General features: G+C 66.5%; 24 protein-coding genes. 17 read left to right on the top strand and 7 right to left on the bottom strand.

Annotated elements, in window-relative coordinates; all coding sequences use genetic code 11:
• Nucleotide 1: 1 nt before the first annotated feature.
• A complete protein-coding gene (locus tag ABD088_RS16760) occupies nucleotides 2–1,435 on the bottom strand; it encodes an MFS transporter (RefSeq protein WP_343903108.1) in 1,434 nt (477 codons plus the stop codon).
• A gap of 127 nt (nucleotides 1,436–1,562) precedes the next feature.
• On the opposite strand from ABD088_RS16760, the gene ABD088_RS16765 reads away from it, so the two are divergent.
• The 5 genes from ABD088_RS16765 (at nucleotide 1,563) to idi (ending at nucleotide 7,270) form a co-directional block, all read left to right on the top strand.
• Nucleotides 1,563–2,684 carry a histidinol-phosphate transaminase gene (locus tag ABD088_RS16765; protein WP_343903109.1) on the top strand — a complete coding sequence of 374 codons (1,122 nt, stop codon included), beginning with the start codon at nucleotides 1,563–1,565 and terminating at the stop codon, nucleotides 2,682–2,684.
• 122 nt (nucleotides 2,685–2,806) lie between these two features.
• Entirely contained in the window at nucleotides 2,807–3,970 is a 1,164-nt protein-coding gene (pdhA, locus tag ABD088_RS16770) for a pyruvate dehydrogenase (acetyl-transferring) E1 component subunit alpha (protein WP_343903110.1), read from the top strand.
• Complete coding sequence (locus tag ABD088_RS16775) at nucleotides 3,967–4,941, top strand: alpha-ketoacid dehydrogenase subunit beta (RefSeq protein ID WP_343903111.1); 975 nt, start codon at nucleotides 3,967–3,969, stop codon at nucleotides 4,939–4,941. Before pdhA ends, ABD088_RS16775 begins: the two co-directional genes overlap by 4 nt.
• A gap of 42 nt (nucleotides 4,942–4,983) precedes the next feature.
• A complete protein-coding gene (locus ABD088_RS16780; protein ID WP_343903112.1) occupies nucleotides 4,984–6,444 on the top strand; it encodes a dihydrolipoamide acetyltransferase family protein in 1,461 nt (486 codons plus the stop codon).
• A 268-nt stretch (nucleotides 6,445–6,712) separates the two neighbouring features.
• Nucleotides 6,713–7,270 carry an isopentenyl-diphosphate Delta-isomerase gene (gene idi, locus ABD088_RS16785; RefSeq protein ID WP_343903198.1) on the top strand — a complete coding sequence of 186 codons (558 nt, stop codon included), beginning with the start codon at nucleotides 6,713–6,715 and terminating at the stop codon, nucleotides 7,268–7,270.
• Nucleotides 7,271–7,301: 31 nt separating this feature from the next.
• Here the strand turns inward: idi and ABD088_RS16790 are convergent, their stop codons facing one another.
• Complete coding sequence (locus ABD088_RS16790) at nucleotides 7,302–7,493, bottom strand: anion permease (RefSeq protein ID WP_343903113.1); 192 nt, start codon at nucleotides 7,491–7,493, stop codon at nucleotides 7,302–7,304.
• 13 nt (nucleotides 7,494–7,506) lie between these two features.
• The gene (locus ABD088_RS16795; protein WP_343903114.1) at nucleotides 7,507–8,109 is read right to left on the bottom strand and encodes an NAD(P)-dependent oxidoreductase; all 603 of its coding nucleotides are present in this window, start codon (nucleotides 8,107–8,109) and stop codon (nucleotides 7,507–7,509) included.
• A gap of 80 nt (nucleotides 8,110–8,189) precedes the next feature.
• On the opposite strand from ABD088_RS16795, the gene ABD088_RS16800 reads away from it, so the two are divergent.
• The 5 genes from ABD088_RS16800 (at nucleotide 8,190) to ABD088_RS16820 (ending at nucleotide 12,242) form a co-directional block, all read left to right on the top strand.
• Nucleotides 8,190–8,576 (top strand): winged helix-turn-helix transcriptional regulator, encoded by a 387-nt coding sequence (locus ABD088_RS16800; protein ID WP_343903115.1) that lies wholly within the window; start codon nucleotides 8,190–8,192, stop codon nucleotides 8,574–8,576.
• Complete coding sequence (locus tag ABD088_RS16805) at nucleotides 8,569–9,300, top strand: NUDIX hydrolase (RefSeq protein ID WP_343903116.1); 732 nt, start codon at nucleotides 8,569–8,571, stop codon at nucleotides 9,298–9,300. Before ABD088_RS16800 ends, ABD088_RS16805 begins: the two co-directional genes overlap by 8 nt.
• 186 nt (nucleotides 9,301–9,486) lie before the next feature.
• Complete coding sequence (locus tag ABD088_RS16810) at nucleotides 9,487–10,290, top strand: ABC transporter ATP-binding protein (protein WP_343903117.1); 804 nt, start codon at nucleotides 9,487–9,489, stop codon at nucleotides 10,288–10,290.
• Entirely contained in the window at nucleotides 10,287–11,123 is an 837-nt protein-coding gene (locus tag ABD088_RS16815; RefSeq protein ID WP_343903118.1) for an ABC transporter permease, read from the top strand. Before ABD088_RS16810 ends, ABD088_RS16815 begins: the two co-directional genes overlap by 4 nt.
• 42 nt (nucleotides 11,124–11,165) lie before the next feature.
• Nucleotides 11,166–12,242, top strand: a complete 1,077-nt coding sequence (locus ABD088_RS16820) for an ABC transporter substrate-binding protein (RefSeq protein ID WP_343903119.1) — start codon at nucleotides 11,166–11,168, stop codon at nucleotides 12,240–12,242.
• Between the two features lie 86 nt (nucleotides 12,243–12,328).
• Here ABD088_RS16820 and ABD088_RS16825 read toward each other — a convergent pair whose 3' ends face one another.
• The 3 genes from ABD088_RS16825 to ABD088_RS16835 all read right to left on the bottom strand — a co-directional run bounded on the left by ABD088_RS16825 (nucleotide 12,329) and on the right by ABD088_RS16835 (nucleotide 14,870).
• Nucleotides 12,329–13,624 (bottom strand): aminotransferase-like domain-containing protein, encoded by a 1,296-nt coding sequence (locus tag ABD088_RS16825; protein WP_343903120.1) that lies wholly within the window; start codon nucleotides 13,622–13,624, stop codon nucleotides 12,329–12,331.
• Nucleotides 13,625–13,723: 99 nt separating this feature from the next.
• Nucleotides 13,724–14,161: a helix-turn-helix domain-containing protein gene (locus ABD088_RS16830; RefSeq protein WP_343903121.1), complete on the bottom strand. Its 438-nt coding sequence runs from the start codon at nucleotides 14,159–14,161 to the stop codon at nucleotides 13,724–13,726.
• A 22-nt stretch (nucleotides 14,162–14,183) separates the two neighbouring features.
• Entirely contained in the window at nucleotides 14,184–14,870 is a 687-nt protein-coding gene (locus ABD088_RS16835; protein ID WP_343903122.1) for a DUF2848 domain-containing protein, read from the bottom strand.
• 138 nt (nucleotides 14,871–15,008) lie between these two features.
• On the opposite strand from ABD088_RS16835, the gene ABD088_RS16840 reads away from it, so the two are divergent.
• Entirely contained in the window at nucleotides 15,009–16,370 is a 1,362-nt protein-coding gene (locus tag ABD088_RS16840) for an MFS transporter (RefSeq protein ID WP_343903123.1), read from the top strand.
• 31 nt (nucleotides 16,371–16,401) lie between these two features.
• Here ABD088_RS16840 and ABD088_RS16845 read toward each other — a convergent pair whose 3' ends face one another.
• A complete protein-coding gene (locus ABD088_RS16845; protein ID WP_343903124.1) occupies nucleotides 16,402–17,058 on the bottom strand; it encodes a GntR family transcriptional regulator in 657 nt (218 codons plus the stop codon).
• 34 nt (nucleotides 17,059–17,092) lie between these two features.
• On the opposite strand from ABD088_RS16845, the gene ABD088_RS16850 reads away from it, so the two are divergent.
• The 6 genes from ABD088_RS16850 (at nucleotide 17,093) to ABD088_RS16875 (ending at nucleotide 26,001) form a co-directional block, all read left to right on the top strand.
• Nucleotides 17,093–17,935: a carbon-nitrogen hydrolase family protein gene (locus ABD088_RS16850; RefSeq protein WP_343903125.1), complete on the top strand. Its 843-nt coding sequence runs from the start codon at nucleotides 17,093–17,095 to the stop codon at nucleotides 17,933–17,935.
• A 229-nt stretch (nucleotides 17,936–18,164) separates the two neighbouring features.
• Nucleotides 18,165–19,346, top strand: a complete 1,182-nt coding sequence (locus ABD088_RS16855) for an NAD(P)-dependent malic enzyme (RefSeq protein WP_343903126.1) — start codon at nucleotides 18,165–18,167, stop codon at nucleotides 19,344–19,346.
• Nucleotides 19,347–19,466: 120 nt separating this feature from the next.
• Nucleotides 19,467–21,707, top strand: coding sequence for a choline BCCT transporter BetT (gene betT / locus ABD088_RS16860; protein ID WP_343903127.1), 2,241 nt, complete (start codon nucleotides 19,467–19,469; stop codon nucleotides 21,705–21,707).
• Nucleotides 21,708–21,709: 2 nt separating this feature from the next.
• The gene (locus ABD088_RS16865) at nucleotides 21,710–23,227 is read left to right on the top strand and encodes an aldehyde dehydrogenase family protein (RefSeq protein WP_343903128.1); all 1,518 of its coding nucleotides are present in this window, start codon (nucleotides 21,710–21,712) and stop codon (nucleotides 23,225–23,227) included.
• 40 nt (nucleotides 23,228–23,267) lie between these two features.
• Nucleotides 23,268–24,875, top strand: coding sequence for a GMC family oxidoreductase (locus tag ABD088_RS16870; protein WP_343903129.1), 1,608 nt, complete (start codon nucleotides 23,268–23,270; stop codon nucleotides 24,873–24,875).
• Between the two features lie 964 nt (nucleotides 24,876–25,839).
• Nucleotides 25,840–26,001 carry a hypothetical protein gene (locus ABD088_RS16875; protein ID WP_343903130.1) on the top strand — a complete coding sequence of 54 codons (162 nt, stop codon included), beginning with the start codon at nucleotides 25,840–25,842 and terminating at the stop codon, nucleotides 25,999–26,001.
• Nucleotides 26,002–26,036 lie beyond the last annotated feature (35 nt).

Consider the following 26,036-nt stretch of genomic DNA (forward strand, 5'->3'; position numbering starts at 1 on the left):
CCTAGGCACCCGGGCCCGAGAAGGGGGAGGAACTGCGCTGGTAGTTGAACCAGGCCAATCCCGACATGACCCCGTAAATGCCGACGAAACACCAGAAGGCGGTGGCGTAGCTTCCGGTCGCCCCAAGGGACGCGCCTAGCGCCTGCGGTATCAGGAACCCGCCGTAAGCGCCGATGGCAGATACCAGCCCCAGCGCGGCGGCGGCCTGCCGTTCGGTGGAGACCGACGGTGCCCCGGGCCGTCCGGAGCCGTCGGATAACCGGGCGCGTATGGCAAACACGGCCGGGATCATCCGGTAGGTCGAGCCGTTGCCGACTCCGCTGGTTCCGAAGAGCAGCACGAACAGTCCCAGGAACAACCAGAAACTGCCCGCTGGAAGGGACAGTGTCGACGCTGCAGTGATCGCCGCCATGACGATGAATGCGGCGATCGTGATGCGCGCGCCGCCATGCCTGTCCGCCAGACGTCCACCGAGCGGCCGGGTGAGCGAACCGACCAGCGGCCCGAGAAAGGCCAGCGAGAGCGCGGCACCGAGGACGGTGAAGGAGGAGAACTCAGGGAAGGAATCCTTGATGAGTTTCGGAAAGACAGCCGAGAAGCCGATGAAGGACCCAAAAGTTCCGATGTAGAGGACCGAGATGACCCACATTTGGGGTTCGCGCAGGGCTGCCAACGATCCGGAGAGATCGGATCGGGCATGGCTGAGATTGTGCATGTTCCGGAATGCGAGGACCGCCGCGAGCAGGATGAGCGGCATCCACATCAAGCCGGCCAGCGGAAGTTGCAGCGAACCGGCAGCGAAGATGGTGACCGCGATCGGGACGGCCAGCTGGGCCACGGCCGCGCCGAGGTTACCTCCGGCCGCGTTCAGGCCCAACGCCCAGCCCTTCTCCCGTGCCGGGTAGAAGTACGTGATGTTCGCCATCGAGCTGGCGAAGTTCCCGCCACCGAATCCGGCCAGGCCGGCCAGCGTGAGAAGTGCCCAGAAGGGGGTCGTTGGATCGGATACCGCCCAAGCCATGCCGCCAACCGGCACCAACAGCAACAGGGCGGAAATCACCGTCCAGTTGCGGCCACCGAACCGGGCCACCATGAACGTATAGGGGATCCGCAGAGTGGCCCCGACGAGGCTTGGTATCGAAATCAGCCAGAACAGCTGGTTGGTCCCCAGCTCGAATCCCGCCGTCGGCAGGTATATGGCCACGATCGACCACAATTGCCAGACCACGAAGCCAAGAAACTCGCAGAAGATCGAGTACTTCAGGTTCACCCTCGCTGTCCGGCTGCCGACTTCGTTCCAGAAATGAGGGTCTTCGGCATCCCAGTTCTCAATCCATCGGCCGGGCTTGACCTCGATCCGGATCGGGGTTGCAGGGCTGGGCGCCGGTGTGAGTTGTTCGGTGTGGCCCACGGATACCTCCACGTTGTGTGTCATCGTCTGGGACCACAGTGCCAAGGCAGTGTTTCGGGAATTCGCGGATGCGGTTTCGCGCCGGGTAACGCTTCCTCACTGGCCCCCCGGCGGGGAGTGAGACACGGCTCGGCAACGTTAGGCTGGGGGCATGAGCAACGAGAACCCCGTCACACCCGTCGAGGTGCAACCACGTCCCGTACTGGGACAGCTTCCGAAGTATGCCGCGGGCAAACCCCCGGCCGTCATTCCGGGGCTGACCTCCTACAAGCTGTCCTCCAACGAGAATCCCCAGCCGCCGGTGCCGGCAGTGCTGGCGGCCATCCGTGAGGGCATCGACTTCAACCGCTACCCGGACCCGCTGGCAACGAAGCTGCGCGAGGCACTGGCCGGATACCTTGACGTGCCGGCGGACGATATCGTCACCGGTGCCGGAAGCCTGGGCGCCCTGACCCAGATCCTGCAAACCTTTGCGGGCCAGAACGACGACGATGTCGCCGATGAGGTCATCTACGCCTGGCGCTCGTTCGAGGCCTACCCCATCGTCGTGCAGACCACTGGTGCGGATGCCGTCGAGATCCCGAACCTGCCGGATGGGCGACATGACCTGGATGCCATGGCCGCCGCGGTCAACGCGCAGACTTCTGTCGTGTTGCTGTGCACGCCCAACAACCCCACGGGTCCGGTGTTGACCACCGCCGAGGTCGAGAAGTTCATCAACTCCGTCCCCGCGAACGTGCTGATCGTCATCGACGAGGCCTACAACGAATTCGTGCGCCACGATGACGCAGTCAACGGCATCGAGATGTACCGCAAGTACCCCAATGTCGTCGTTCTGCGGACGTTCTCCAAGGCGCACGGGTTGGCCAACCTGCGCGTCGGCTACTCCATTTCCCACCCGTCGATCACGCAGTACCTGCGCGTCATCGCCACGCCGTTCGCTGTGTCCAGCCTGGCGGAAAAGGCGGCAGTGGCATCGATTACGCACATCGACGATGTTGTCGAAAGCGTACAACGCGTCGTGGACGAGCGGACGCGGGTGGTCGAGGGTCTGCGCGAACTCGGGTGGGACATCCCCGACGCCCAGGGGAACTTCGTCTGGCTCGCTTTCGGCGATGAGACCCCCGCATTCGCCCGGGCTGCCGGGGAGCAGGCGCTCTCCGTGCGGGCCTTCGGGAACGAGGGGCTGCGGGTGACCATCGGCGAAGCGGAAGCAAATACGCGTTTTCTCGCGCTTTGTAGCAACTATCCAAAACGACCCACCCTTTCCTAGCCGGTCTCCAATCCCGGTCGTCGGCCTGCAGGACAGTAGGCTTGAGGGGTATTTCCGCTATATGCCCCCCACGGAATGCATTCCGCGGGGGGCATATATCCGACCGAAGGGTATCCACGCGCATGACCTCAACCGCACAGGCGATGGCAGCAACCGATATGGTCCAGTTGCTGACGCCAGACGGAGAGCTCCGACAGGATGAGGTGTACTCGCCCTATCTGGAAGACGTCGATGCCGAGCGGATGCGCGGTTTCTATCGCGACATGGCGTTGACCCGGCGGTTTGACGAGGAGGCAACGGCCTTGCAGCGCCAGGGCCAGCTGGCTCTTTGGGTTCCGCTGCGGGGGCAGGAAGCCGCCCAAATTGGTTCGGGTCGGGCCACCGAGGCGCGCGACTACATCTTCCCCACCTACCGCGAGCACGGCGTTGCGCTGACCCGCGACGTGGACTTCCCGCAGATGCTGCGCATTTTCCGTGGCATCTCCAACGGTGGGTGGGATCCCCGCGAGAACAACTTCCACATGTACACCATGGTGCTCGCCGCCCAGATGCCGCACGCAGCCGGATACGCCATGGGGATCCAGCGCGACCAGGCCGGCTGGGACGCCGAACGGCTCGCGACCGAAGGCACCGCCGTGGTCGCCTACTTCGGCGACGGTTCTTCATCAGAGGGCGACGCCCACGAATCCATGGTGTTCGCCGCGAGCAACCAGGCACCGGTCGTCTTCTTCTGCCAGAACAACCAGTGGGCCATCTCGGTGCCGTTCGAGGTCCAGTCCCGCGTCCCGCTGGTCCAGCGCGCCGCCGGGTACGGGTTCCCCGGCATCCGCGTCGACGGCAACGATGTGCTGGCCGTGCACGCCGTCACCCGCTGGGCCCTCGAACATGCGCGGTCGGGCCGGGGGCCGGTGCTCATCGAAGCCCAGACCTACCGGGTCGGTGCCCACACCACCGCCGATGACCCCACCAAATACCGCACGACGGCGGAGGAGGAGACGTGGGGGCCGAAAGATCCCCTGGCCCGCCTGGAAACCTACCTGCGTGGCCAGGGGCTGGTCGATGAGGACTTCTTCGTGCAGTTGGCTGCCGACGGTGACGAGATGGCTGCCCGGGTCCGCCGCGAGGCCATGGCCTTCCCGGCACCGACGTTGGCGCAGTCCTTCGCCAACGTCTACGCGGAGGCCCACCCGCTGATCCGTGAGGAACTGGAGTTCCACCGGCAGTACGAAGCCGGGTTCGCCGACGCTGATGTGACGTCCATTGAGCCGCAGGGAGATGCCCGATGACCACCATGACCCTGGCCAAGGCCCTGTCCTCCGGCCTGCGCCGCGTGCTGGAAGGCAACCCGAAATCACTGTTGATCGGTGAGGACATCGGCCGGCTCGGTGGTGTCTACCGCATCACCGAAGGCCTGATGGCAGATTTCGGAACGGACCGGGTCGTGGACAGCCCCCTGGCCGAATCCGGCATCATCGGCGCCTCGATCGGCATGAGCCTGCGCGGCTACGCCCCGATCGCCGAGATCCAGTTCGACGGCTTCGTCTTCCCGGGGTTCAACCAGATCACCACCCAGCTGGCCAAGATGAGGGCCCGCTCGGAGGGTCGGTTTGGCGCCCCGGTCGTCGTGCGCATTCCCTATGGCGGGGGCATCGGTTCCATCGAGCACCACTCGGAGTCGCCGGAGGCGCTCTTCGCGCACACCCCTGGCCTGCGCATCATCACCCCGTCCAATCCCAACGATGCCTACTGGATGATCCAGCAGGCCGCCGCCTGCCAGGACCCGGTGATCTTCTTCGAACCCAAGCGCCGATATTGGCTCAAGGGCGAAGTCGATACCGAGACGCCGGCACCGGACGCTTTCAGCGCGCAGGTCATCCGCGAGGGAACGGACGCAACGATCGTCACCTACGGGCCGCTCGTTCCCGTGGCCCTCGCCGCAGCCGAGGCCGCCCGGGAGGACGGCCGCAACATCGAGGTCATTGACCTGCGCTCGATCAGCCCCATCGATTTCGATACGGTGATCACCTCGGTACAGAAGACCGGCCGGCTCATCGTGACCCACGAGGCCCCTACTTTCGGGGGGATCGGCGGCGAAATAGCCGCCCGTGTTTCCGAGCGGGCCTTCCTCTCACTCGAGGCGCCAGTGATCCGGGTCGGTGGATTCCACATGCCCTACCCGGTGGCGAAGGTCGAGGAACAGTACCTGCCGGACATCGACAAGTTGCTCGATGCGCTGGACCGTTCCTTCGAGTATTAGGCCAACCGGCACCCCGAACAGCACGCGCCCAAGGAGCCATCCATGAGTACCTTCAAACTGCCGGACGTCGGCGAAGGCCTGACCGAGGCGGACATCGCCTCCTGGAAGGTCCAGCCCGGCGACACCGTGGAGATCAACCAGGTCTTCGTGGAAATCGAGACCGCCAAATCCCTCGTTGAGCTGCCCAGCCCCTACGCAGGGGTCGTGACCGAGTTGCATGCGGCCGAAGGCCAGACCGTAGAGGTCGGCCAGCCGCTTTTCTCGGTCGACGAGATCGGGCAAGAGGCACCGGCTCCCCAGGAACCCGGCGTCGAGTCGGCTCCCGTCGCGGACGTCGCTGACAATTCGGCGCCGACGGCAGCGGAGGAGAAGGCTCCCGGCCCCCTGGTTGGCTCCGGCCCCAAGGCCGATCCCGTACGACGCCGGCCGCGTACCCAGCGCGGGACGCCAGCCGGCAGCCCGGCCGGCCCGGAACCCGTGCCGACCGTTGCGCCCTCCCCGGCCGCGAGGAACCGTCCCGCGACCGGAACACCTGCGGCGGCTCCGCAGCCGACCCCGGCGACAACAGGAAATCGGGCAGTTGCCGCCCGCCAGTCGGTCTCCCAACTGCTGGACCGGGTCCTGGCCAAGCCCCCCGTTCGCAAGATCGCCAAGGAGTTGGGGATCGACCTGGCCAAGATCAGCGGCACCGGACTGCGCGGGGAGATCACCCGTGAAGACCTGATTTCCTACCAAGGCCAGCGCGAGGCCGAACAGGACCAGGCCCCGACGTTCTGGATGCCGGGCAGCGTGGACGAGGACCGGGTTACCCGCGAACCCGTTCGTGGCGTGCGCAAGGCGACCGCCAAGGCCATGGTGGAGTCCGCCTCCAACGCGCCGCATGTGAGCATCTTCGTCGACGTCGATGCCTCCCGCACCATGGAGTTCACCCAGCGGCTCAAGAAGTCCCGGGACTTCGAGGGCATCAAGGTCTCACCGCTGTTGATCCTGGCGAAGGCAGTGATCTGGGCGGCTGCTCGCAACCCCAGTGTCAATGCCAGCTGGGTGGACCGGCCCGAGGGAGGGGCCGAGATCCACGTCAAGCACTACATGAACCTGGGCATCGCCGCAGCCACCCCGCGTGGCCTGCTGGTGCCGAACATCAAGGATGCCCAGGATCTGAGCCTGAAGGAGCTGGCCGTCGCCCTCAACGACTTGGCAGTCACGGCCCGTGAAGGCAAGACGAAACCCGAGGACATGCGCGGCGGTTCGCTCACGGTGACCAACATCGGTGCCCTCGGCATCGACACCGGTACGCCGATCATCAATCCCGGCGAGGTGGCCATCGTCGCGTTCGGAACCATCCGGCAGAAGCCGTGGGTCGTCTCCGGCGAAGTCATCCCGCGGTGGATCACCACCCTGGGGGGAAGCTTTGACCACCGCGTCGTCGACGGCGATCTCTCGGCCCGTTTCATGGCCGACGTCGCCGCCATCATGGAGGAGCCCGCGCTTCTTCTTGACTAAGGCCGCAATCCGCGGAGGCAGGGCGGCCCGGTCAGCCAGTGAATGCGCTGATCCCCGTGCCACGCGACGCCAGTTGTGTCACGGTGCTCGATATCAGGTCCTGCATGGCGGTCGCTGCACGGGTCAGGCCCACATCCTTGCGGTGGGCGAGACTCGCCAGCCGCGTCTACGCATGCCGCCGCGGCCGTGCCGTTGATCGGCTAGGGTTCGAGTGGATATCCGGAACTCACCGGTAGGACCACGGGCAGGAGCAGATGTGACGGGGCAGATCCCGCAGCAAACACCACCGGAGCGGGTCGTGTTGTTGGATGCCGGGCACCGGGAGATCGGTACGGCACCGAAGTCGGAAGTGCACACCAGCACGACGCCGTTGCATCTCGCCTTCTCTTGCCACGTCTTCGACGACGATGGGCGCGTCCTGGTGACGCGCCGGGCCCTGTCCAAGCAGGCCTGGCCGGGCGTGTGGACCAATTCGGTGTGCGGGCATCCGGCTCCGGGGGAACCCAGCCAGGAAGCGGTCCGGCGACGGGCCGGCTACGAGCTGGGCATGGATCTCGGCATTGTTCAGGAGGTCCTGCCCGACTTCGCCTACCGTGCCGTCGACGCCTCCGGGATCGTGGAGAACGAGTTCTGCCCCGTGCACTTCGCCCGGTCCGCCACCGACCCGCAGCCGCGTGACAGCGAGGTGGCCGAATTCCAGTGGGTCGCCCCGACCGACCTCGCTGCAGCCGTTGCGGCGACTCCGTGGGCGTTCAGCCCCTGGCTGGTTCTGCAACTGGGTGAAATGGCCGCGCGCGGCATCGACTACGCGGCTCCCCGGGGCTGACGCTGCGGGGAGCCGACCGTGGCGAGCTGGCTTAGATGGATGTTCCGAAAACCAGCGGCAACAGCGTGAACAGCACGACGGCGATCAGCAGCATGGACGCTACATTCAGCCAGAGGCCGGCGCGGACCATCTGTTTGATGGTGACCTCACCGGACCCGAAGGCCACGGCATTGGAGGGGGTGGCCACCGGCAACATGTAGGCCGAGCAGACGGCCAAGGTCATCTGACCGAGGGGTTCAGTTGGCGACGGTGAACCGGCGGTGCTGGTGCTTCGGCTCCTCCAGCTCGTCGAGCACTGCGACGGCAAAGTCCTGCGTGGAGATGCTGTCGCCGACGGGGGAGTCGGCGCCCAACTTGTAGGTGCCCGTGCGCTCACCTGGCGCAATGACCGGGGCGGGGGCCAGCATGGTCCAGTCCAAGCCGGAGGCGGAGTTGTAGTTTTCCATCACGGTGATCATGGCGCGTGACTCGGCCTCGTACTCCGGCGGGAAGCCGGGCTGGTCCACGAGCAGGCCCCCGTTGACCATCGTGCTGCCGGCGCCGCCGACGATGAACACCCGTGCGGGAACCAGGGTCTCGCTGATCTCCTCGTGCGCGTCGATGAAGTCCTGCGCGTCGCCACCCTCGCGGGACGGCGGGACCGAGAAGACGACGACGTCGTGGTCTGCGGCCAGTGCGCGGTAGGCGGCCAGATCCCCGAGTTTGGCGGTGGCGGATTCGGCGCCTTCCACCGCTGTGCCCTTTCGCGAGACGGCGGTGACCTGGTGCCCGCGGCTCAGTGCCTCGGTGACGATCTGGCTGCCGACCATGCCGGTGGCTCCATAGATGGCGATCTTCATGGTGAATCCCTCTCGTGAATGGCTGATGCCCTCATGCTATGCATTTGATACCCAGTACCTCAACGTCATAAAGTACCCAAATGGATACCAAAGGCCAGCCCTTCGATGTCATGGACGTCGATTGCCCGTCGCGCCTGGTGCTGCAGCGCATCGGGGACAAATGGACGCCCCTGGTCATGCAGGCGCTCAAGGACGGGCCGAGCCGGTTCACCACGGTCCGGTCCGCGGTAGGTGGCGTTACCCCCAAGGTACTGACGCAGACCCTGCGCGCGCTCGAACGTGACGGACTTGTTGCGCGCACTGTCTATGCGCAGGTCCCCCCGCGCGTCGACTATGCGCTCACCCCGCTCGGTGCCACGTTGCTGGAGCCCCTCGATGCCGTCCGCGCCTGGGCCGAGGAGCATGCCGGGGCCATCCTCGGGGCCCGGGATGACTACGACGATCGCCAGGAGGCCATCCATGCCTGAATCGCCGCGCGCGCCCGAACTGCACGGTGACGCCGCCACCGTGGTCCTGATGCGGGAATCCATGGACGGCCCCGAGGTGCTGCTGCTGGAACGGCCGTCGCACCGCGGGTCCTTCGCCGGGGCCTGGGTCTTCCCGGGTGGCTACGTCGACCCCGAAGACCGCGAAGTCCCCTCGATGGACGACGGCGACGCCCGGGATCCGCTGATGGCCGCGGCCCTGCGGGCCGGTGTGCGGGAGACCCGGGAGGAGACCGGACTGGCGGTCCGCGAGACCGAGCTGGCCGTCTTCTCGATCTGGACGCCCCCGCCCACCGCTCCGAAACGCCTGCGCACCTGGTTCTTCCTGGCTGCCCTCGATGGCGCAGCCGACGCCCCGATCATCCTGAGCCCGGATGAGCACGTGGATCATGCCTGGATGACGCCGACCGAGGCGCTGCGCCGCCACGGCGAGGGGCTGGTCAACCTGGTGCCCCCCACCTGGATGACGCTGCGCTGGCTCGCTGGCCAGGCTACCGCGACGGAAGCCGTGGCAGCGGCCCGACGCCAGCCCCCCGCCGAATTCAGGAGCCTGCGCACCGTCGACGGGGAAGGCCGCCCGATCGTGGCGTGGGCCGGCGACGAAGCGTATGACCTCGATGGGCAGGCCGGGCCGGTCGGCGCCCGCAATCGCCTCCACCTCGGCTCCCTGCCGTGGATTCGGGAACGGACGACGCACGCCTCGTAACGCTGGGGAAAAGCGTTGAGTGTGATCTGGGTTACTGCTAGTCTCAACACCGCAATATGAAACTGAACCCACAATGTGGGGCGCGGTGGTCGTTCTCTCGGCCCCTGGCCCTCGGGTGGCAAGGGTCCAACGCGGGGAAGAGCGATGATGAGGCAGTCGGATCAACCAGGGGCACCGGACTACGCGGTGGAACTGAACGCATGCAGCAAGGAGTTCACGACTCCCCACGGCGGCACCTACCAGGCAGTGGCTGACATCGACCTGAAGGTCGAGCCGGGCCGCTTCGTGTCGATCGTTGGTCCGACGGGGTCCGGAAAGTCGACGATCCTGCACATGGCGGCTGGCCTGCTGGAACCGAGCACGGGCACCGCCGCGAGTTTCGGCGCACCGGTGCGGGGCGTCAACCGCAGGGCCTCCTACATGTTCCAGCAGGACGCCCTGCTGCCGTGGAAGACGGTGATTGACAATGTCAGCCTCGGGCTGACGATGGCCGGGGTCTCCAAAACGGAGGCCAACGAGCGGGCCCGGGGATGGCTCGAAAAGGTGGGACTGAAGAATTTCGCCGACCGCTACCCCCACCAACTCAGCGGAGGCATGCGCAAGCGCACCTCGCTGGCGCAGGCCTGGATCGTCGACCCTGACATCCTGCTCATGGATGAGCCGTTCTCGGCCTTGGACGTCCAGACGCGCCAGATCATGGAGAACGAACTGCTCGCCTTGTGGCAAGAATCCGGCAAGGCCGTCGTCTTCATCACCCACGACCTCGATGAGGCCATCGCCCTCTCCGACGAAGTGGTGATCCTGGGGGCCGGCCCCGGCAGCACGGTGGTTGGCCGCTATGACATCACCATTCCCCGTCCGCGTGACCTGCTGGAAATCCGCGACGACCCCCAGTTCGTCGAACTGCACCGGGAGATCTGGGGTCGCTTGAAGATCGAGGTCTCCCGCACCTACCAATCGACGGTCCGGGAAGAGGGCGGCGCGGCATGAGCACCACGACTGAACGTGCAGGACGGGACACCAACCCGGTCCGCCAGCGCCCCCGCCGCAAGTCCGGCGTGACCGGGCCGGGAGTACGCGCCGGGCAGATCGGGTTGACCGTTCTGGTCCTGGTCGCCTGGGAGCTGCTGTGCCGGGTCGGGGTCATCGACGACTTCTTCTTCCCACGTCCCTCGGAGATCCTGAAGACCGTCTGGGAGTGGGTCGGTTCCGGCTTTGTCTTCCCCCACCTGCTGATCACCCTCGAGGAATCGGCCTTGGCCTTCGCCACCGGTGCCGCAGCCGGACTGCTGCTCGGATTCCTGCTGGCCCGCGTGCGCTTCCTCGAGCAGCTCTTCGAACCCTTCCTGAAGATGTTCAACGCCCTGCCCCGTGTGGTGCTCGCCCCCATCTTCCTGCTCTGGTTCGGGCTGGGCATCTGGTCGAAGGTCGCCTTCGGGTTCACCCTGGTGTTCTTCATCGTCTTCTTCAACACCCTGGAAGGCGTGAAGAGCGTCGACCGCGTACTGATCGACAATGCCCGCATGCTCGGAGCCAGCGAACGCCAGCTGCTCCGCCACGTCTTCATCCCCAGCGCGTTGACCTGGATCTTCTCCAGCCTGCATATCAGTGTCGGGTTCGCCATCACCGGTGCGGTGGTCGGCGAATACCTCGGGGCCTCGGCCGGCATGGGATATGCCATCGCCCAGGCCCAGGGGGTCTTCGACACCACGGGCGTCTTCGCCGGGATGTTCATCCTGATGTTCGTGGTCCTGATCATCGACCTGCTCGTCAACCGCGTCGAACGGCACCTGCTGCGCTGGCGCCCCACCAACAACGGCTAGCCCGACCACCCCGGCCGGAAGCACCCCTTGAAAGGAAGATCCATGAAAAAGCACACCACACCACGTGGTTCCCGCCGGGCGGCCCAGGGCGCTGCCCTGGTAGCAGGCTTGGCACTGTTGCTCTCGGCCTGCGGCGCACCCGCGGCGGCACCTCCGGGTCAATCAGCGGGCGGGGACGCGGCCGGCGGTGGTGACAAGGTCACCATTGGCATCGGCGGCCAGACGCTGTTGACGTACCTGCCCACCACCCTGGCCCAGCAGCTGGGCTTCTACGAGAAGGAAGGGCTGGACGTCGACCTGCAGGACCTGCAGGGTGGTTCCAAGGCGCTGACCGCGATGATCGGCGGCAGCACCGACGTCACCAGCGGCTACTACGAGCACACCATTCAGATGCAGGCCAAGAAGCAGTCCATCGAGGCGTTCGTGAACGAGAACCTCTCCTCCGGCCTGGCCCTGGTCGTGGCACCCAAGAACGAGGACAGCATCACCTCGCTGAAGGACCTGAAGGGCAAGAACGTCGGAGTCACCGCGCCCGGTTCCTCGACGGACATGTTCGTGAAGTACCTGCTGACCAAGGACGGGATGAAGGGGACGGACGCCTCCGTCTCCGCCATCGGTGCCGGGTCATCGGCCGTCGCTGCGGTGGAAAACGGCCAGGTCGATGCCGCCGTCATGCTCGAACCGGACATCTCGGTGCTGGCCAAGAGGATCGGCCACGCCCCGAAGATCATCGCCGACGTGCGGACGCCGGAGGGTCTCAAGGAGGTCTTCGGCGCCTCGGCCTGGCCGTCGTCGAGCCTCTACGCCAAGACCGACTGGCTGCAGAAGAACCCCGATACCGCCAAGAAGCTCGCGGCGGCGATCAAGGAGACCCTGCAGTGGATCTCCGACCACAGCGGTGAGGAGATCGCGGCGAAGATGCCCAAGAAGTATGCCGGTGGTGACGAGAAGCAGTACGCCAAGGTCATCGACGAGCTGAAGAAGACCCTGAGCACCAACGGGGAATTCACCGAAGAGGGCACCCAGGCGGTGTTGGACACCCAGCGGGTGGCGAACCCCGAGGTGGGGGACAAGGAGATCGACCTCTCCAAGACGTTCACCAACGACTACCTGAAGTAGGACCGCCGGCCGAAGCGGAGTCGGGACCCGGGCATGGCGTCGGGTCCCGGCTCCGCTTCGACGTATGTGCGCCAGGACGCGCGCGGTCAGGCGGCGTCGATGGCGCGCCGCAGCACGACGGCCAGGCGCTTGACGCCTTCGGTGATCTTCTCCGGTTCGACGGCGCTGAAGGCCAGCCGCAGCCGGTTGTTCGGCTCGTCGCCCGGGGTGAATGCGGCACCTGGAATGAACACCACGCCGTCATCGATCGCCTGCGCGAGCAGCGGGTAGGTGTCGATCCCCTCCGGGAGGGTGACCCAGATGAAGAAGCCGCCCTCCGGCGTCGTCCATTCCACGCCGTCGGGCATGTGCTCCTGCAGTGCGGCGAGCATGGTGGCGCAACGATCGGCGTAGAGCCCGCGGTAGGTGGCGATCTGTCCACGCCAGTCATGCCCGTCGAGGTAGCTGGTGATGAGCAGCTGGTTCAGCGTCGGCGGGCAGAGGACCACTGCCTCGCTGGCCAGGTAGAAGCGCCGGGTCAGGTGCGCGGGCAGCAGCGCCCAGCCGATCCGCAGGCCGGGGGCCAGGATCTTGGAGAACGAGCCCATGTAGATGACGTCGTCCGGGTTGCCGGCGCGCAGGGTGGCGTACGGTTCGCCGTCGAATTTGAGCAGTCCGTACGGGTTGTCCTCGAGCACCAGGATGTTGGCCTCGCGGCAGATGTCCACGATCTCCTGCCGGCGGTCCGCCGCCAGCGAAATGCCCGAGGGGTTGTTGAAGTTCGGGATCGTGTAGAGGAACTTGATGCGCTTTCCGGTGGCGTTCACCTCGGCGATGCGGGCCCGCAGCGCGTCGGGGACCAGCCCGTGCTCGTCCATGGCGACGGATTCGACCTGGACCTGGTGGGCCTCGAAGGTGTTCAGGGCGCCGACATAGGTGGGGTCCTCGCAGAGCACCACGTCGCCGGGATCGCAGAAGACCTTGCAGGCGACGTCCTGCGCGGATTGCGACCCGGTGGTGACCACGATGTTCTCCGGGTCCACGCCGGTGATGCCTTCTTCGGCCATGACCTCGCAGATGTGTTCGCGCAGCTCCAGGGTCCCCTTGCCGCCACCGTACTGCAGGGCTGTCAGTCCCTGCTCGGCGATGAGCTGGTGGGCCATCGCTCCGATTTTCTCCAGCGGAAGCGAGGCCAGGTACGGGTTTCCGCCGGCGAGGGAAACCAGGCCCGGGCGCAGCGAGATGTCGAAGACGTCGCGCACCGCTGACTGCTTGATGTTGGCCGCGCGCTCGGAGAACAGGCTTTCGTGGCGGGCCGAGGCCTCCGCGCGTTCGAGGGCCACTTCCGACTCGGTCGGCAGGGCGTCGGGGTCCGGTGCGGTGCTGCTCTGGTATGTGCTCACCCTCACATCGTAGCAACAAGGGTTCACCGTGAGGCAACAGTTGTTCCCGGAAAGATTCCCCGGATCATGGGGTCCGGGGCACGACGGCGGGGCCCGGCTCTAGCTGCGGACGTCACCTGCCTCGCCGGTTCCATGGGGCTCGGTGCCGGCCGCCCGTGCCGCGTCCCGGGCGGCCACCCAGGCCGCGACATCGGCCGGCTTGATGCGGCGGTGGCTACCGCGGTACTCCACGGCAATGGTCCCGGCGTCGGTCAGGTTGCGCATGTAGGTGTTGGAGACGCCCGCCAGCCGCGCGGCCTGTGAGGTGTTCAGCCAGCGTTCTGCGGTACTGATCACCACGGCCTCCCCGCCGGCGAGCCGTCCCAGCAGGTCCAGCACCGCGTCGGCCGCGGCCGCCGGGAGGCGCATGGCGGTGCCGTTGACGAACACGGTGGCATCGCTCGACTCGGCCAGCGCGGCGGCCAGCCGGGTGGCAACGGCTCCGGCCAGTGCCTCGTGTTGGGTGGTCTTCGTCAGGGCGGTGGTCTCCTGTGGCATGCCTCCATCATGCCGTGCCGGCTCAGCCGATGGGCTGCGGCATGCGGCGGACGGCGTAGCCGAGTTCGATGGATTCCTGCGTTGTCGGGTCCGAGAGCTCCACCCGCCAGGCGTCGGCGAACTGGTCTACGCCGTCGACCATGGCCACCGTGCCGGAAATCAAGACGGTGCCCGGCCGGTCCAGACCGCGCTGCCGAAGGACGTCCAGCCAGTAGTCGGGGGAGAGCAATGCGGCGAGCGGGCTGTCCTGGATGAGCGTTTCGCTGCCATTGCCCTGCGTGACCCAGGCCCGCAGCCGCAGCGAGTCGAGGTGGTCGCGGACGTCCTCCAGGCGCCAGGCGCGGGAGGCGATGACGTCCGGGCCGGCATTCTTGCTCCAGGCCACCCCGTGTACTTCGAGATCGCGGTCGGTGTGGTCGCAGGCCGCCGTCAACAACGGGCCGTTCTCGGTGATGACCAGCGCCCATTCGGCCTCGCCGGAGGTGCGGTCGTGCTGGGCGGGGACCTCGGCGGTCTGCTGGGCCAGATAGGGCGATACGGGGTAGAGGGCCGGGATCACGGTGGGGCCGGGGATCCCCAGCAGTGCCAGCTCGTCGATATGTGCCTGGACCTCCTCCTGCTCGCGGCCCGCATATCCGGCATTGAGCAGGGTGGTGACGTCGACGCGCTCGATGGTGCCGTCGGGGAGTTCAAAAGCCAGCGTGGTCATGGGGCAACTTCCTGTCGTTCGGGGTGGATTCCGTGGGGTCCGGAACCCGGAGGGAAACTCATCGCAAGTTCGTATGCTTAATGTATACACTAGGTGTTATTGTGGTGGAAATCACCTCCTCAAACACGAAGGAACATGATGGCGACACGATCTACCGTCCGGCCCCAGGGGTCCGGCACCTACGTAGCCCCTCCCGGCCTCTACAAGGCATTTGCCGCATCGCTGACCGGAACGGCACTCGAGTGGTACGACTTTGCGGTCTACTCGGCGGCCGCAGCGATCGTGTTCCCGGCGATCTTCTTCCCGTCTTCCGACCCGATGACCGGAACGCTCCTGGCCTTCTCGACGTACGCCGTCGGCTATGTCTCGCGGCCCGTGGGCGGCATCGTCCTGGGGCGGCTCGGCGACAAGATCGGCCGCAAGAAGATCCTCGTGGTCACCCTCGTGCTGATTGGGGCCGCGACGTTCCTCATCGGACTGTTGCCCGGCTACGCGAGCATCGGTGTGGCCGCCCCGATCATCCTGGTCCTGCTGCGTTTCGCCCAGGGTGTGGGAGTCGGCGGTGAATGGGGCGGGGCCGTCCTGCTCTCGAGTGAATTCGGCGACCCGGAGCGACGTGGCTTCTGGGCCTCCGCCGCCCAGATCGGCCCGCCAGCAGGCAACCTGCTGGCCAATGGCGCCCTGGCCCTGTTGACGCTCATGCTGACCGAAGAGCAGTTCCTCTCCTTCGGCTGGCGGATTGCCTTCATCCTCTCGGCCGTGCTGGTCGCTTTCGGCCTGTGGATCCGCCTGCAGCTGGAGGACACCCCGGTGTTCAAGGCCATGGAGGCCCGCGGGGACCGCCCGAAGAGCCCGGTCCGCGACGTCCTGACCACCGAACTGCGGCCCCTGATTGCCGCGGTGCTCAGCCGGGTCGGTCCTGACGTGGTCTACGCACTGTTCACCGTCTTCACCCTGACCTACGGGATCACGTTCCTGGGCTACGAACGGAACCAGGTCCTGGCCGCGGTGATGATCGGTTCCTTCTGCCAGCTGTTCCTGATCCCCCTGGCCGGGGCGATCTCCGACCGGATCAACCGCCGGCTGCTCTACGCCGCCGGGGCGGTGGCCGCAGTGGTCTGGACGTTCGTGTTCTTCGCGGTCCTCAAGGGCGAGTCGGAGCTCATGCTCATCGTCGGGATCGTCTTGGGCCTGGTGTGCCACTCGTTCATGTACGGACCGCAGGCCGCCTACGTCGTCGAGCAGTTCTCACCGCGTCTGCGTTCCACCGGCAGTTCGCTGGCCTACACGTTCGCCGGGGTCATCGGTGGGGCCATCGCCCCGTTGATGTTCACGCTGCTGCTCGGTGCCTTCGGCAGCTGGGTTCCGGTCGCGCTCTACCTGGCGCTGGCCTGCGCGCTCACGCTCATCGGCCTGGCCTTGGGGCGGGACTCGAACACCAGCGAGGACCATGCCTACGTCGCCGAGTCGGGCGCTCCGGTCACCGAACCGGTCCGCTAGGGCCAGGCCGCCGGGGCAGCGCCCCGGCGGATCAGGCCCTCAGCAGGACGTCGCGGGTGACGGCCAGGTGGCTCACGATGGCTGCGCGGGCAGCGGTGGCATCGTCGGCGCGCAAGGCCTCGACGATGCCACGGTGCTCCTGGCAGACATGGAGCTGCCGGTCTGCGGAACGATACAGGGCGGCCACCCCGACCAGGACCTGCCGGACGCGCAGCTTGTTGTAGGAGGCGGACATCAGGGCGTTGCCCGTGGAGTCGATGAGCACCTGGTGGAACGCCGCGTCCCGTTCGATGAAGGCCTGGGCGTTGTCCTCGCCACCGGCGGAGCGCAGGGCCTCCTGTTCGGCAATGATCTGTTCCATTTCCCCAATGGGGGGATTTCCCGAGGCGAGTGCCACCTCGGCGGCGTGCACCTCCAGGACCTGGCGCATCTCCATCAGCTCGGAGATGTCCCGGCCGGAAAGCACCGGGATCTGCGCCCCGCGCTGGGGGATCATCTCCACCAGGCCGTCGGCGACCAGCAACAGCAGCGCCTCGCGCACCGGGGTCCGGGAGACACCGATCTCCTCGGCCAACTGCTTCTCATTCAGGAACCTGCCCTGCATCCGGGCGTCGACCAAGACGTGTTCGCGCAGGTAATCGTAGGCTTTGTCTCGGCCGGAACTGGCCGGGGGTGGGGTCTTTGGCATACACAAGGTATATAACAAGTTCGGGAGGACCCACATGAAAATCGCCATTGCGCAGATCAATTCAACGTCTGATCTGGAAGCCAACTTCGAGCTCGTCCGCGACCAGGCAACCCGCGCACGCGAGGCCGGCGCCGCCGTCGTCGTCTTCCCCGAGGCCACCATGTGCGCCTTCGGAAACCGGCTGACCGAGGTGGCCGAGCCGCTGGAGGGGCCGTGGGCCACCCGGGTGCGGAAGCTGTCGGCCGAGCTCGGGATCGTCACCGTGCACGGCATGTTCACTCCCGGCGAGGGGGCCCGGGTGCGCAATACCCTGCTCGCCACTGGTCCCGGGGTCGAGGCCAGCTACGACAAGATCCACCTCTACGATGCCTTCGGGTTCGCCGAATCCGAGGCGGTCACTGCCGGGGAATCGATCTCCACCTTTGAGGTCGAGGGCACCACCTTCGGGCTCACGACCTGTTACGACGTCCGCTTCCCGGACCTGTACCGGGCCAACGCCGCAGCGGGCGCCACCGTGAACATCGTCTGTGCCTCCTGGGGCGACGGCCCGGGCAAGGCCGAGCAGTGGGACACCCTCATCCGCGCCCGTGCCCTGGACACCACGACCTTCGTCGTCGCCTGCGACCAGGCAGACCCGGCCGCCAGCGGACACCCGGCTGCCGGCAGCACGCCACTGGGGGTCGGACACAGCGCGGCGATCTCCCCGCTGGGCCAGACACTGGCGGCGGCCCCCTTGACTCCGTCCCTGACCGTCGTGGACCTCGACGTGGCAGGACTCGGCGACGCGCGCGCCAAGCTGCCGGTGCTCTCCAACGCACGCCGGTTCGACGCCGCGGGCGTCGCCGCTGCTCCGGGAACGACGACGGTGCTCCCGTAAAGATCGGCCCGAGAGGTTGGGTGGGTAGGGTCCATGCCCTACTGTGGGTGCAACGGTCTAAAGAAAGTACTGACCACTGCGCAAGCGCCGCGAGCCAACACCCCTGGCCGGCCTCCGCAGAGCAGGGCAGGTTGCCCGTCGCCCGTCGACCCAGTCGCCGGCGCCGCAGCCCGCGGAATCCGTGCCACGCCCGCTTCCCGATCAGCTGACTTTCACCAGGAGTATCCCCATGTCCACCGTGACGCCCGAAAACTCGACCGCGACGACCGCGCCCATCAGCGAAGAAGACATCTTCTCCGCCCATGTCGGCGGCAAACTCTCCGTGGAATCCACGATGCCGCTGGATTCCAAGCGGGCCTTGTCCATCGCCTACACCCCCGGTGTCGCCCAGGTGTCCCGCGCCATCGCCGCGGACCCGGCCAAACATGCCACGCACACCTGGGCCTCGCGCCTGGTGGCCGTGGTCTCCGACGGCACCGCCGTCCTGGGGCTGGGCAACATCGGTGCCGCCGCCTCGCTGCCGGTGATGGAGGGCAAATCAGCGCTCTTCAAGAACTTCGGCGGCCTCAACTCCATCCCGTTGGTCCTGGAAACCACCAACGTCGACGAGATCATCGAGACGCTCATCCGGCTGCGCCCCAGCTTCGGTGCGGTGAACCTCGAGGACATCTCGGCGCCACGCTGCTTCGAACTCGAGGAACGACTCATCGAGGCCCTGGACTGCCCGGTGATGCACGATGACCAGCACGGAACCGCAGTCGTGGTCCTCGCAGCCCTGACCAACGCGGCCCGCGTGGTCGGCAAGCAGCTCGCGGACCTGCGCGTTGTCGTCTCCGGTGCCGGTGCCGCCGGCATTGCGATCGCCGACATCCTGGTCAACGTGGGCGTCGGGGACGTCGTGCTGCTGGACTCCCAGGGCGTCATCCACCGCGACCGTGACGACCTGAACCCGATCAAGGCCAAGTACGCCGCACTCACCAACCGCGCGGGCATCATGGGCGGGACCCGCGAGGCCCTCGACGGGGCCGACGCATTCGTCGGCGTCTCCTCCTCAACGGTCGCCGAAGAGGACCTGGCCGGCATGAACGAGGACGCCATCATCTTCGGGCTCTCCAACCCGGACCCGGAGGTCATGCCCGACGTGGCCGCCCGCTATGCCGCCGTGGTGGCCACGGGCCGCAGTGATTTCCCGAACCAGATCAACAACGTGCTCGCCTTCCCCGGGATCTTCCGCGGGGCACTTGACGCCGGAGCACGGCGCATCACACCCGAGATGAAGATCGCCGCCGCCATGGCCATCGCCGACCTCGCCGCCGAGGACCTGGCGCCGGACTTCATCGTCCCGTCCCCCCTGGATCCGCGGGTCGCCGACGCCGTCGCCGCCGCGGTCGGTGCTGCCTCCCAGCAGTAGCGCGACGGCGGGCGGGCACCCCGGCGCCCCGCCCGCCAGTGTGGGGTTCATCACCGAGATTGCATGTTAATATGCGCGCACCCGCGCGCGGGGGAGTCCGCACTTGTTAGTGTGCAGGATATGACTTCGAGCAATCCGCCTGAATCTGCCCTGAAACCACCTGCCGAGACGAGGGGTGCCGACACACCCGAAGGCCGGAACCCGATCAACAAGGTCGTGTTCTTTGGCGCCGCCGCTGCGGTCCTGGCCATCGCGTTGTGGGCCATCATCGACCAACCGGGCGCCGACCGTGTGATCGGCGCCGGCGTCGAATTTGTCGGCAAATCCTTTGGCTGGTGGTACTCGCTGATCGTCGTGGCGGTGCTCGCCTTCGTCATCGCGGTGGCCATCAGCAAGGTCGGGAAGACCCGGATGGGGCCGGACCACTCACGGCCTACCTTCAACCTGTTCACCTGGACGGCGATGCTCTTCGCCGCAGGCATCGGCATCGACCTGATGTTCTTCTCGGTCTCCGAGCCGGTCAGCCAGTTCCTGTCCCCGCCGCGCGGGGACGGCGGCACTGCCGAAGCGGCCCGCCAGGCCATGGTGTGGACCTTGTTCCACTACGGCATCCTCGGGTGGGGGCTCTACGCACTGATGGGCATGGCCCTGGCGTACTTCGCCTACCGCCACAACCTGCCCCTGAGCATCCGCTCGGCACTGTTCCCCATCCTCGGCAAGCGGATCCACGGCTGGATGGGCAACGTCGTGGACATTGCTGCCGTCATGGGCACGATCTTCGGCATCGCCACCTCCCTGGGCATTGGGGTGGCCCAGCTGAACTTCGGCCTGAAGTTCATGTTCGGCATCCCCGAAAGCACCGGCACCCAAGTGGTGCTGATCGCCGTTGCCGTGATCATGGCAACCATCTCCGTGTTGACCGGCGTCGAGAAGGGCATCCGCCGGCTCTCCGAGCTCAACGTCCTGCTCGCCATCGCCCTCATGCTCTTCGTCCTGTTGGGCGGCAAGACCCGCTTCCTGCTGGACGGCATCATCACCAACGTCGGCGATACGCTCTCCCGCTTCCCCTCCATGGCACTGGATACGTTCGCCTACGATCGGCCTGATGCCTGGCTCAACGGCTGGACCCTGTTCTTCTGGGCCTGGTGGATCGCCTGGGCCCCGTTCGTGGGCCTGTTCCTGGCCCGTATCTCGCGCGGCCGCACATTGCGTGAGTTCGTTGTCGGCGTGCTCGTGGTGCCCTTCGCGTTCATCCTGCTGTGGATCTCCATCTTCGGGAACAGCGCGCTCGAGCTGATCATCGGCGGCAACAAGGCCTTTGGTGACGTCGCCATGAACACACCGGAGCAGGGTTTCTACGCCCTGCTGGAGCAGTATCCGTTTGTTCCCTTCAGCGCCGCCATCGCCACCTTCACCGGCTTGCTGTTCTACGTGACCAGCGCCGACTCCGGCGCCTTGGTCATGGCGAACTTCACCTCCAACCTCAAGGATCCCGAGCAGGACGCCGCCAAGTGGGTGCGCGTGTTCTGGGCGGTGGCCACGGGCCTGTTGACGCTGGCCATGCTGCTGGTTGGCGGCGTCGCGACCTTGCAGAACGCGACCGTGATCATGGGCCTGCCGTTCTCGGTGGTGCTGGTGTTCATCATGCTCGGCCTTTACAAGGCACTGCGCGTGGAGAACGCGCTGGCCGGCAGTTTCCGGGCTGGTCTGCACGGTGTGCTGGCCTCCCGTACCCATGCTGCCGGAGCGGATTCGCGCCGGGGCTGGCGCCAGCGCCTCTCCCGGGCCGTCAGCTACCCGGGTAAGCGGTCTGCCCAACGATTCATCACCGAAGTGGCCCGCCCGGCACTTGAGGAGATGCGTGAGGAGTTCACGGCCCAGGGCATCGAAGCGACCCTGGATACCGAGACGGTCGAACTGGTCGGCATCGACTCGGTCAACCTGGTGGTCAACCACGGTGACGAGCGCGCCTTCAAGTACCAGATCTTCCCCGTCCAACTGGACGTTCCCACCTATGCCACGGCATCCGTCAAGGCAGAGAAGTACTACCGCATGGAGGTCTTCTCACTGGAGGGAAGCCACGGCTACGACCTGCTGGGCTGCAGCCGTGAACAGGTCATCGCCGACGTCCTGGACCAGTACGAGGTCCACATGGCCTTCCTGCATGAGAACAACGGAGGCATCGGCGGCAGCAAGATCGCCGAAGACACCGACGAGATCACCGATTGGGAGGGCGACTTCGAGATGGTCCAGGAAGGCGCCGGTCCCGACCACCAGATCGAGTCGGCGGCTTCATCTTCGACCGAAACCATCGACCCGACGAACACCCGCGGGTCCACCAGCAATCCCGAAAAGGAGTAACCATGTCAGCCATCCCGCAGACCACGTACCCCGATGTGAACACCCTCTTCATCGATGGGTCCTGGGAGCCGGCGACGTCCGGGGAAACCCGCGGCATCATCTGCCCCGCCGACGGCACCCACGTCTCCACTGTCTCCGAGGCGGGAGCCGCCGATACCGAACGCGCCATCGCCGCGGCCCGGAATTCCTTCGACTCCGGCGCCTGGTCCTCGGTCCCTGCCCCGGAACGCGGCGCCTTCCTCCTCAAGGTCGCTGCCCGGCTGCGTGAGCGCAAGGAAGAATTTGCCCGCGCAGAAACCGGTGACACCGGCAAGCGGATTCTCGAGTCCCGCATCGACATGGACGACATCACCAACTGCTTCGAGTACTTCGGCCGTTTGGCCGGGCAGGATGCGGGGCGCGTCGTCGACGCGGGGGACAACACCGTCGTTTCGCGTATCGCCTACGAACCCGTCGGCGTGTGCGGGATGATCACCCCCTGGAACTATCCGCTGCTGCAGGCTGCCTGGAAGATGGCCCCGGCCATTGCCGCGGGCTGCTCGTTCATCCTCAAGCCCGCCGAGCTGACACCGTCGACCTCGATCCTCATGATGGACGTCTTCGCCGAACTCGGCCTCCCGGCCGGCGTGGCGAACCTGGTCACCGGTGCCGGAGCCACGGCTGGTGCTCCGCTGTCCTCCCACCCCGACGTCGACATGGTTTCCTTCACCGGCGGCCTGCTGACCGGCCGGGTCATCGCTGCAAGCGCCGCGGCAACGGTGAAGAAGGTGGCCCTGGAGCTGGGTGGGAAGAACCCCAATGTGGTCTTCGCCGACGCCGACTTCGACGCGGCCGTGGACAACGCCCTGAACGGCGCCTTCGTGCACTCCGGCCAGGTCTGCTCCGCCGGAGCCCGGCTGGTGGTCCACGAGTCCATCGCCGAGCGGTTCGTTGACGAGTTGGTCCGCCGGGCCGAGGACATCCGCATTGGCGGGCCCTACGACGAGGACGCCGAAACAGGCCCGCTGATTTCCGGAGCCCACCTGGAGAAGGTCGACGCGTACGTCAAGAAGGGCGTTGCCGAGGGAGCCCGGCTGAGGACCGGTGGCCGGGCCGCCACCGACGAGGACGGCGCAGGCCTGGGCAAGGGCCACTACTACCTGCCGACCATCCTGGACCAGGTTTCCCGTGGAATGTCAGTGGTCACGGACGAGGCGTTCGGCCCGACGGTCACCGTCGAGACGTTCTCCACCGAGGACGAGGCCGTGGCGATCGCCAACGACACCATCTACGGTCTGGCCGGGGCTGTGTGGACCCAGGACGCCGGACGGGCCCAGCGCGTGGCCGGCCGGCTGCGGCACGGCACCATCTGGATCAACGATTTCCACCCCTACCTGCCGCAGGCAGAATGGGGCGGCATCGGGCAGTCGGGTGTTGGCCGCGAGCTCGGCCCGACGGGTCTGGGCGAGTACCAGGAGGCCAAGCACATCTACCAGAACACTGCGCCACAGGTCACCGGCTGGTTCGCCGAGCGGTCCTAACCCCCTTTCCCCTCGGATGCTGAACTAGGAGAGAACAGACATGACAGATTTTGAGACGCTGGATGGTTCCAGCTACGACTACATCGTCATCGGCGGCGGTTCCGCCGGTGCCGCGGTCGCCGCCCGGCTCAGTGAGGACCCCTCCGTGGAGGTCGCTCTGGTGGAGGCCGGCCCCGACGATCGCGGAATCGACGAGATCCTGCAGCTGGACCGCTGGATGGAGCTGCTCGAATCCGGCTACGACTGGGACTACCCCATCGAACCGCAGGAAAACGGCAATTCGTTCATGCGCCATGCCCGTGCCAAGGTCATGGGCGGTTGCTCGAGCCACAACTCCTGCATCGCCTTCTGGGCCCCGCGCGAGGACCTGGACGAATGGGAAACGAAATTCGGCGCCACAGGCTGGAACTCGAAGACCGCGTACCGGCTGTACCAGCAGCTGGAAACCAACGAGGATGCAGGCCCGGATGCCCCGCACCACGGTGACTCCGGCCCCGTGCACCTGATGAACGTCCCGCCGGCTGACCCCAGCGGCGTCGCCCTGCTGGATGCCGCCGAACAGGCAGGCATCCCGCGCGCTAAGTTCAACAACAATGAAACCGTCACCAACGGTGCGAACTTCTTCCAGATCAACCGTCGGGCCGACGGCACCCGCTCCTCCAGCTCGGTGTCCTACATCCACCCGATCTCCGATCGGAAGAACTTCCACCTGCTCACCGGCCTGCGCGCCAAGGTGCTGGACTTCGACGACGACAACCGGTGCACCGGCGTCAGCGTCGTGGACAACGCCTTCGGCAAGACCTTCCACCTGACGGCCCGCCACGAGGTCGTCGTCTCCGCCGGCGCGATCGACTCGCCGAAGCTGCTGATGCTCTCGGGTATCGGCCCGGCAGAGCACCTGAAGGAACACCGCGTGCCGGTGCGGGTGGACTCGCCAGGAGTGGGCGAGCACCTGCAGGACCACCCAGAGGGTGTCATCCAGTGGGAGTCCAAGAAGCCGATGGTCACCGAATCGACCCAGTGGTGGGAGATCGGCGTCTTCACGCAGACCACCGACGGACTGGATCGCCCCGACCTGATGATGCACTACGGATCGGTGCCCTTCGACATGCACACCCTGCGCCAGGGGTACCCGACCACGGAGAACGGCTTCTGCCTGACCCCGAACGTCACCCATGCCAAGTCCCGGGGGACTGTCCGCCTGCGCAGCAGCGACTACCGCGACAAGCCCATGGTCGACCCGCGCTACTTCACGGATGAAGAAGGCCACGACATGCGCGTCATGGTCGCCGGCATCCGCAAGGCCCGCGAGATCGTCTCCCAGCCTGCCATGGCCGAATGGGCGGGCCAGGAGCTCTACCCGGGCACCGAGGCGCAGTCGGATGAGGAGATCGCCGACTACATCCGCCGCACGCACAACACGGTCTACCACCCGGCCGGAACCGTGCGTTTGGGTGCAGCCGAGGATCCCATGTCGCCGCTGGATCCCCAGCTGCGGGTCAAGGGCGTCACCGGGCTGCGCGTCGCCGACGCCTCGGTCATGCCCGAATTGGTCACCGTGAACCCGAACATCACCACCATGATGATCGGCGAACGCTGTGCCGAAATGATCCGCGAGGACCACAAGGCTTCCTCACCGGCGGTCTGATCGAGGGCCCCAGCGGACGCTGCAACGCGGACCGATACAACGACCCGGGTGGCCTTGAGCCTGGTCAGAGTATCCCGCTGGGGCCCCGTTTCGGCATCATGACGGGGCGGGCCGAATCCTGACAGGCAGGGCTTCGGCACATATTCCCCGGGTGCCTGCTGCCCCTTCCGGAAAGGGACTCCACACCTGCGGAATCCCCTCGAGGCACCCAACCAATCGGCTGCTGTTCGTCAGCACGCCGTCCATCAGCTGGCCCGGTGCTGAACTTCGCATCGCATCAGCGAAGTGTTCCGCGGCTGGGCCTCTTTCCCTCGATGTCCGGGTCGTCCAGGCCGTGCTCTGTGATGGCTAATATTCGCCGCCGCCATGAGTCCAGACCCACCCGATGGAGGCCCACCCGGGAGGTCATGCCTGACCACCCAGCGGCGCAGACCCTGCCTCATGACCCTCTCGCCCGCTGCACATGGGCGCAGCGACGCCTCACCGCCGAGCCGGGCGCTCCTGCAGGTACTGCTGATCCGGGATGAACCGGTCGAACTTCTGCCTCAATGGCAGGCCAGCAGGCGGTGGGGTCCTGAGGAAGACTCCCACCCGTTGACAGTGGTTAATGGGCCAGTTAGTGTCCGAGATGATGACCTACCCGACCTTATGTGCTGACCGCCGCCGCATGCGTGGAGGCGTCACTAAGGCTGTGTCGGCACCCCCTCTCCGCAATCTTCCGACGTCGTGTGCCGGACTTTCCCCTGCGGGGTTTGCGAACGACTCGTGGTCACCGGCCGCCATCGGCTGGTGGGGCGGCGAACCCTAAACCAGGGTCCCCCCGGAAGCCCGAGCTGGCTCCGTTCTGACCGGGCAGCCGCCCCCCCCTGCCGCCCCCGGTGTACTTCGATGGCTTCGTGGAGTTTGCCTGACGGCGCGCTCTGGAACGAAGCCCGCTACCTGTATCGGCATGCGGGCGTTGGCCATGAGCCAACCTCATGTTGCCGGCGCAGCTGCCGCCGGCCAGACCCCTGATCTGGTCCTGCGTAACCTGTGCGCGAGCCATGGCGCGCTCGCCGCTCCCCGCCGTACCGTGACCCCACCCTTCGGGGCAGGGGAGTTGGCGGCAGCCACCACCGTTGCTTGAACCGTCTTTGCACGCCTCAACCGAGAGGAATCTCC

It is taken from the genome of Arthrobacter rhombi (assembly GCF_039526245.1).
Taxonomy (GTDB): Bacteria; Actinomycetota; Actinomycetes; order Actinomycetales; family Micrococcaceae; genus Arthrobacter_H; species Arthrobacter_H rhombi.

What these genes read in the sequence shown, in the direction of transcription:
- ABD088_RS16815 (WP_343903118.1), top strand. Translation starts at nt 10,287, where the DNA reads ATGAGCACCACGACTGAACGTGCAGGACGGGACACCAACCCGGTCCGC.
- pdhA (WP_343903110.1), top strand. Translation starts at nt 2,807, where the DNA reads ATGACCTCAACCGCACAGGCGATGGCAGCAACCGATATGGTCCAGTTG.
- ABD088_RS16775 (WP_343903111.1), top strand. Translation starts at nt 3,967, where the DNA reads ATGACCACCATGACCCTGGCCAAGGCCCTGTCCTCCGGCCTGCGCCGC.
- betT (WP_343903127.1), top strand. Translation starts at nt 19,467, where the DNA reads ATGACTTCGAGCAATCCGCCTGAATCTGCCCTGAAACCACCTGCCGAG.
- ABD088_RS16760 (WP_343903108.1), bottom strand. Translation starts at nt 1,435, where the DNA reads ATGACACACAACGTGGAGGTATCCGTGGGCCACACCGAACAACTCACA.
- ABD088_RS16835 (WP_343903122.1), bottom strand. Translation starts at nt 14,870, where the DNA reads ATGACCACGCTGGCTTTTGAACTCCCCGACGGCACCATCGAGCGCGTC.
- ABD088_RS16820 (WP_343903119.1), top strand. Translation starts at nt 11,166, where the DNA reads ATGAAAAAGCACACCACACCACGTGGTTCCCGCCGGGCGGCCCAGGGC.
- ABD088_RS16800 (WP_343903115.1), top strand. Translation starts at nt 8,190, where the DNA reads ATGGATACCAAAGGCCAGCCCTTCGATGTCATGGACGTCGATTGCCCG.
- ABD088_RS16875 (WP_343903130.1), top strand. Translation starts at nt 25,840, where the DNA reads ATGAGCCAACCTCATGTTGCCGGCGCAGCTGCCGCCGGCCAGACCCCT.
- ABD088_RS16790 (WP_343903113.1), bottom strand. Translation starts at nt 7,493, where the DNA reads ATGACCTTGGCCGTCTGCTCGGCCTACATGTTGCCGGTGGCCACCCCC.
- ABD088_RS16780 (WP_343903112.1), top strand. Translation starts at nt 4,984, where the DNA reads ATGAGTACCTTCAAACTGCCGGACGTCGGCGAAGGCCTGACCGAGGCG.
- ABD088_RS16845 (WP_343903124.1), bottom strand. Translation starts at nt 17,058, where the DNA reads ATGCCAAAGACCCCACCCCCGGCCAGTTCCGGCCGAGACAAAGCCTAC.
- ABD088_RS16765 (WP_343903109.1), top strand. Translation starts at nt 1,563, where the DNA reads ATGAGCAACGAGAACCCCGTCACACCCGTCGAGGTGCAACCACGTCCC.
- ABD088_RS16870 (WP_343903129.1), top strand. Translation starts at nt 23,268, where the DNA reads ATGACAGATTTTGAGACGCTGGATGGTTCCAGCTACGACTACATCGTC.
- ABD088_RS16855 (WP_343903126.1), top strand. Translation starts at nt 18,165, where the DNA reads ATGTCCACCGTGACGCCCGAAAACTCGACCGCGACGACCGCGCCCATC.
- ABD088_RS16805 (WP_343903116.1), top strand. Translation starts at nt 8,569, where the DNA reads ATGCCTGAATCGCCGCGCGCGCCCGAACTGCACGGTGACGCCGCCACC.
- ABD088_RS16830 (WP_343903121.1), bottom strand. Translation starts at nt 14,161, where the DNA reads ATGCCACAGGAGACCACCGCCCTGACGAAGACCACCCAACACGAGGCA.
- ABD088_RS16865 (WP_343903128.1), top strand. Translation starts at nt 21,710, where the DNA reads ATGTCAGCCATCCCGCAGACCACGTACCCCGATGTGAACACCCTCTTC.
- ABD088_RS16850 (WP_343903125.1), top strand. Translation starts at nt 17,093, where the DNA reads ATGAAAATCGCCATTGCGCAGATCAATTCAACGTCTGATCTGGAAGCC.
- ABD088_RS16840 (WP_343903123.1), top strand. Translation starts at nt 15,009, where the DNA reads ATGGCGACACGATCTACCGTCCGGCCCCAGGGGTCCGGCACCTACGTA.
- ABD088_RS16795 (WP_343903114.1), bottom strand. Translation starts at nt 8,109, where the DNA reads ATGAAGATCGCCATCTATGGAGCCACCGGCATGGTCGGCAGCCAGATC.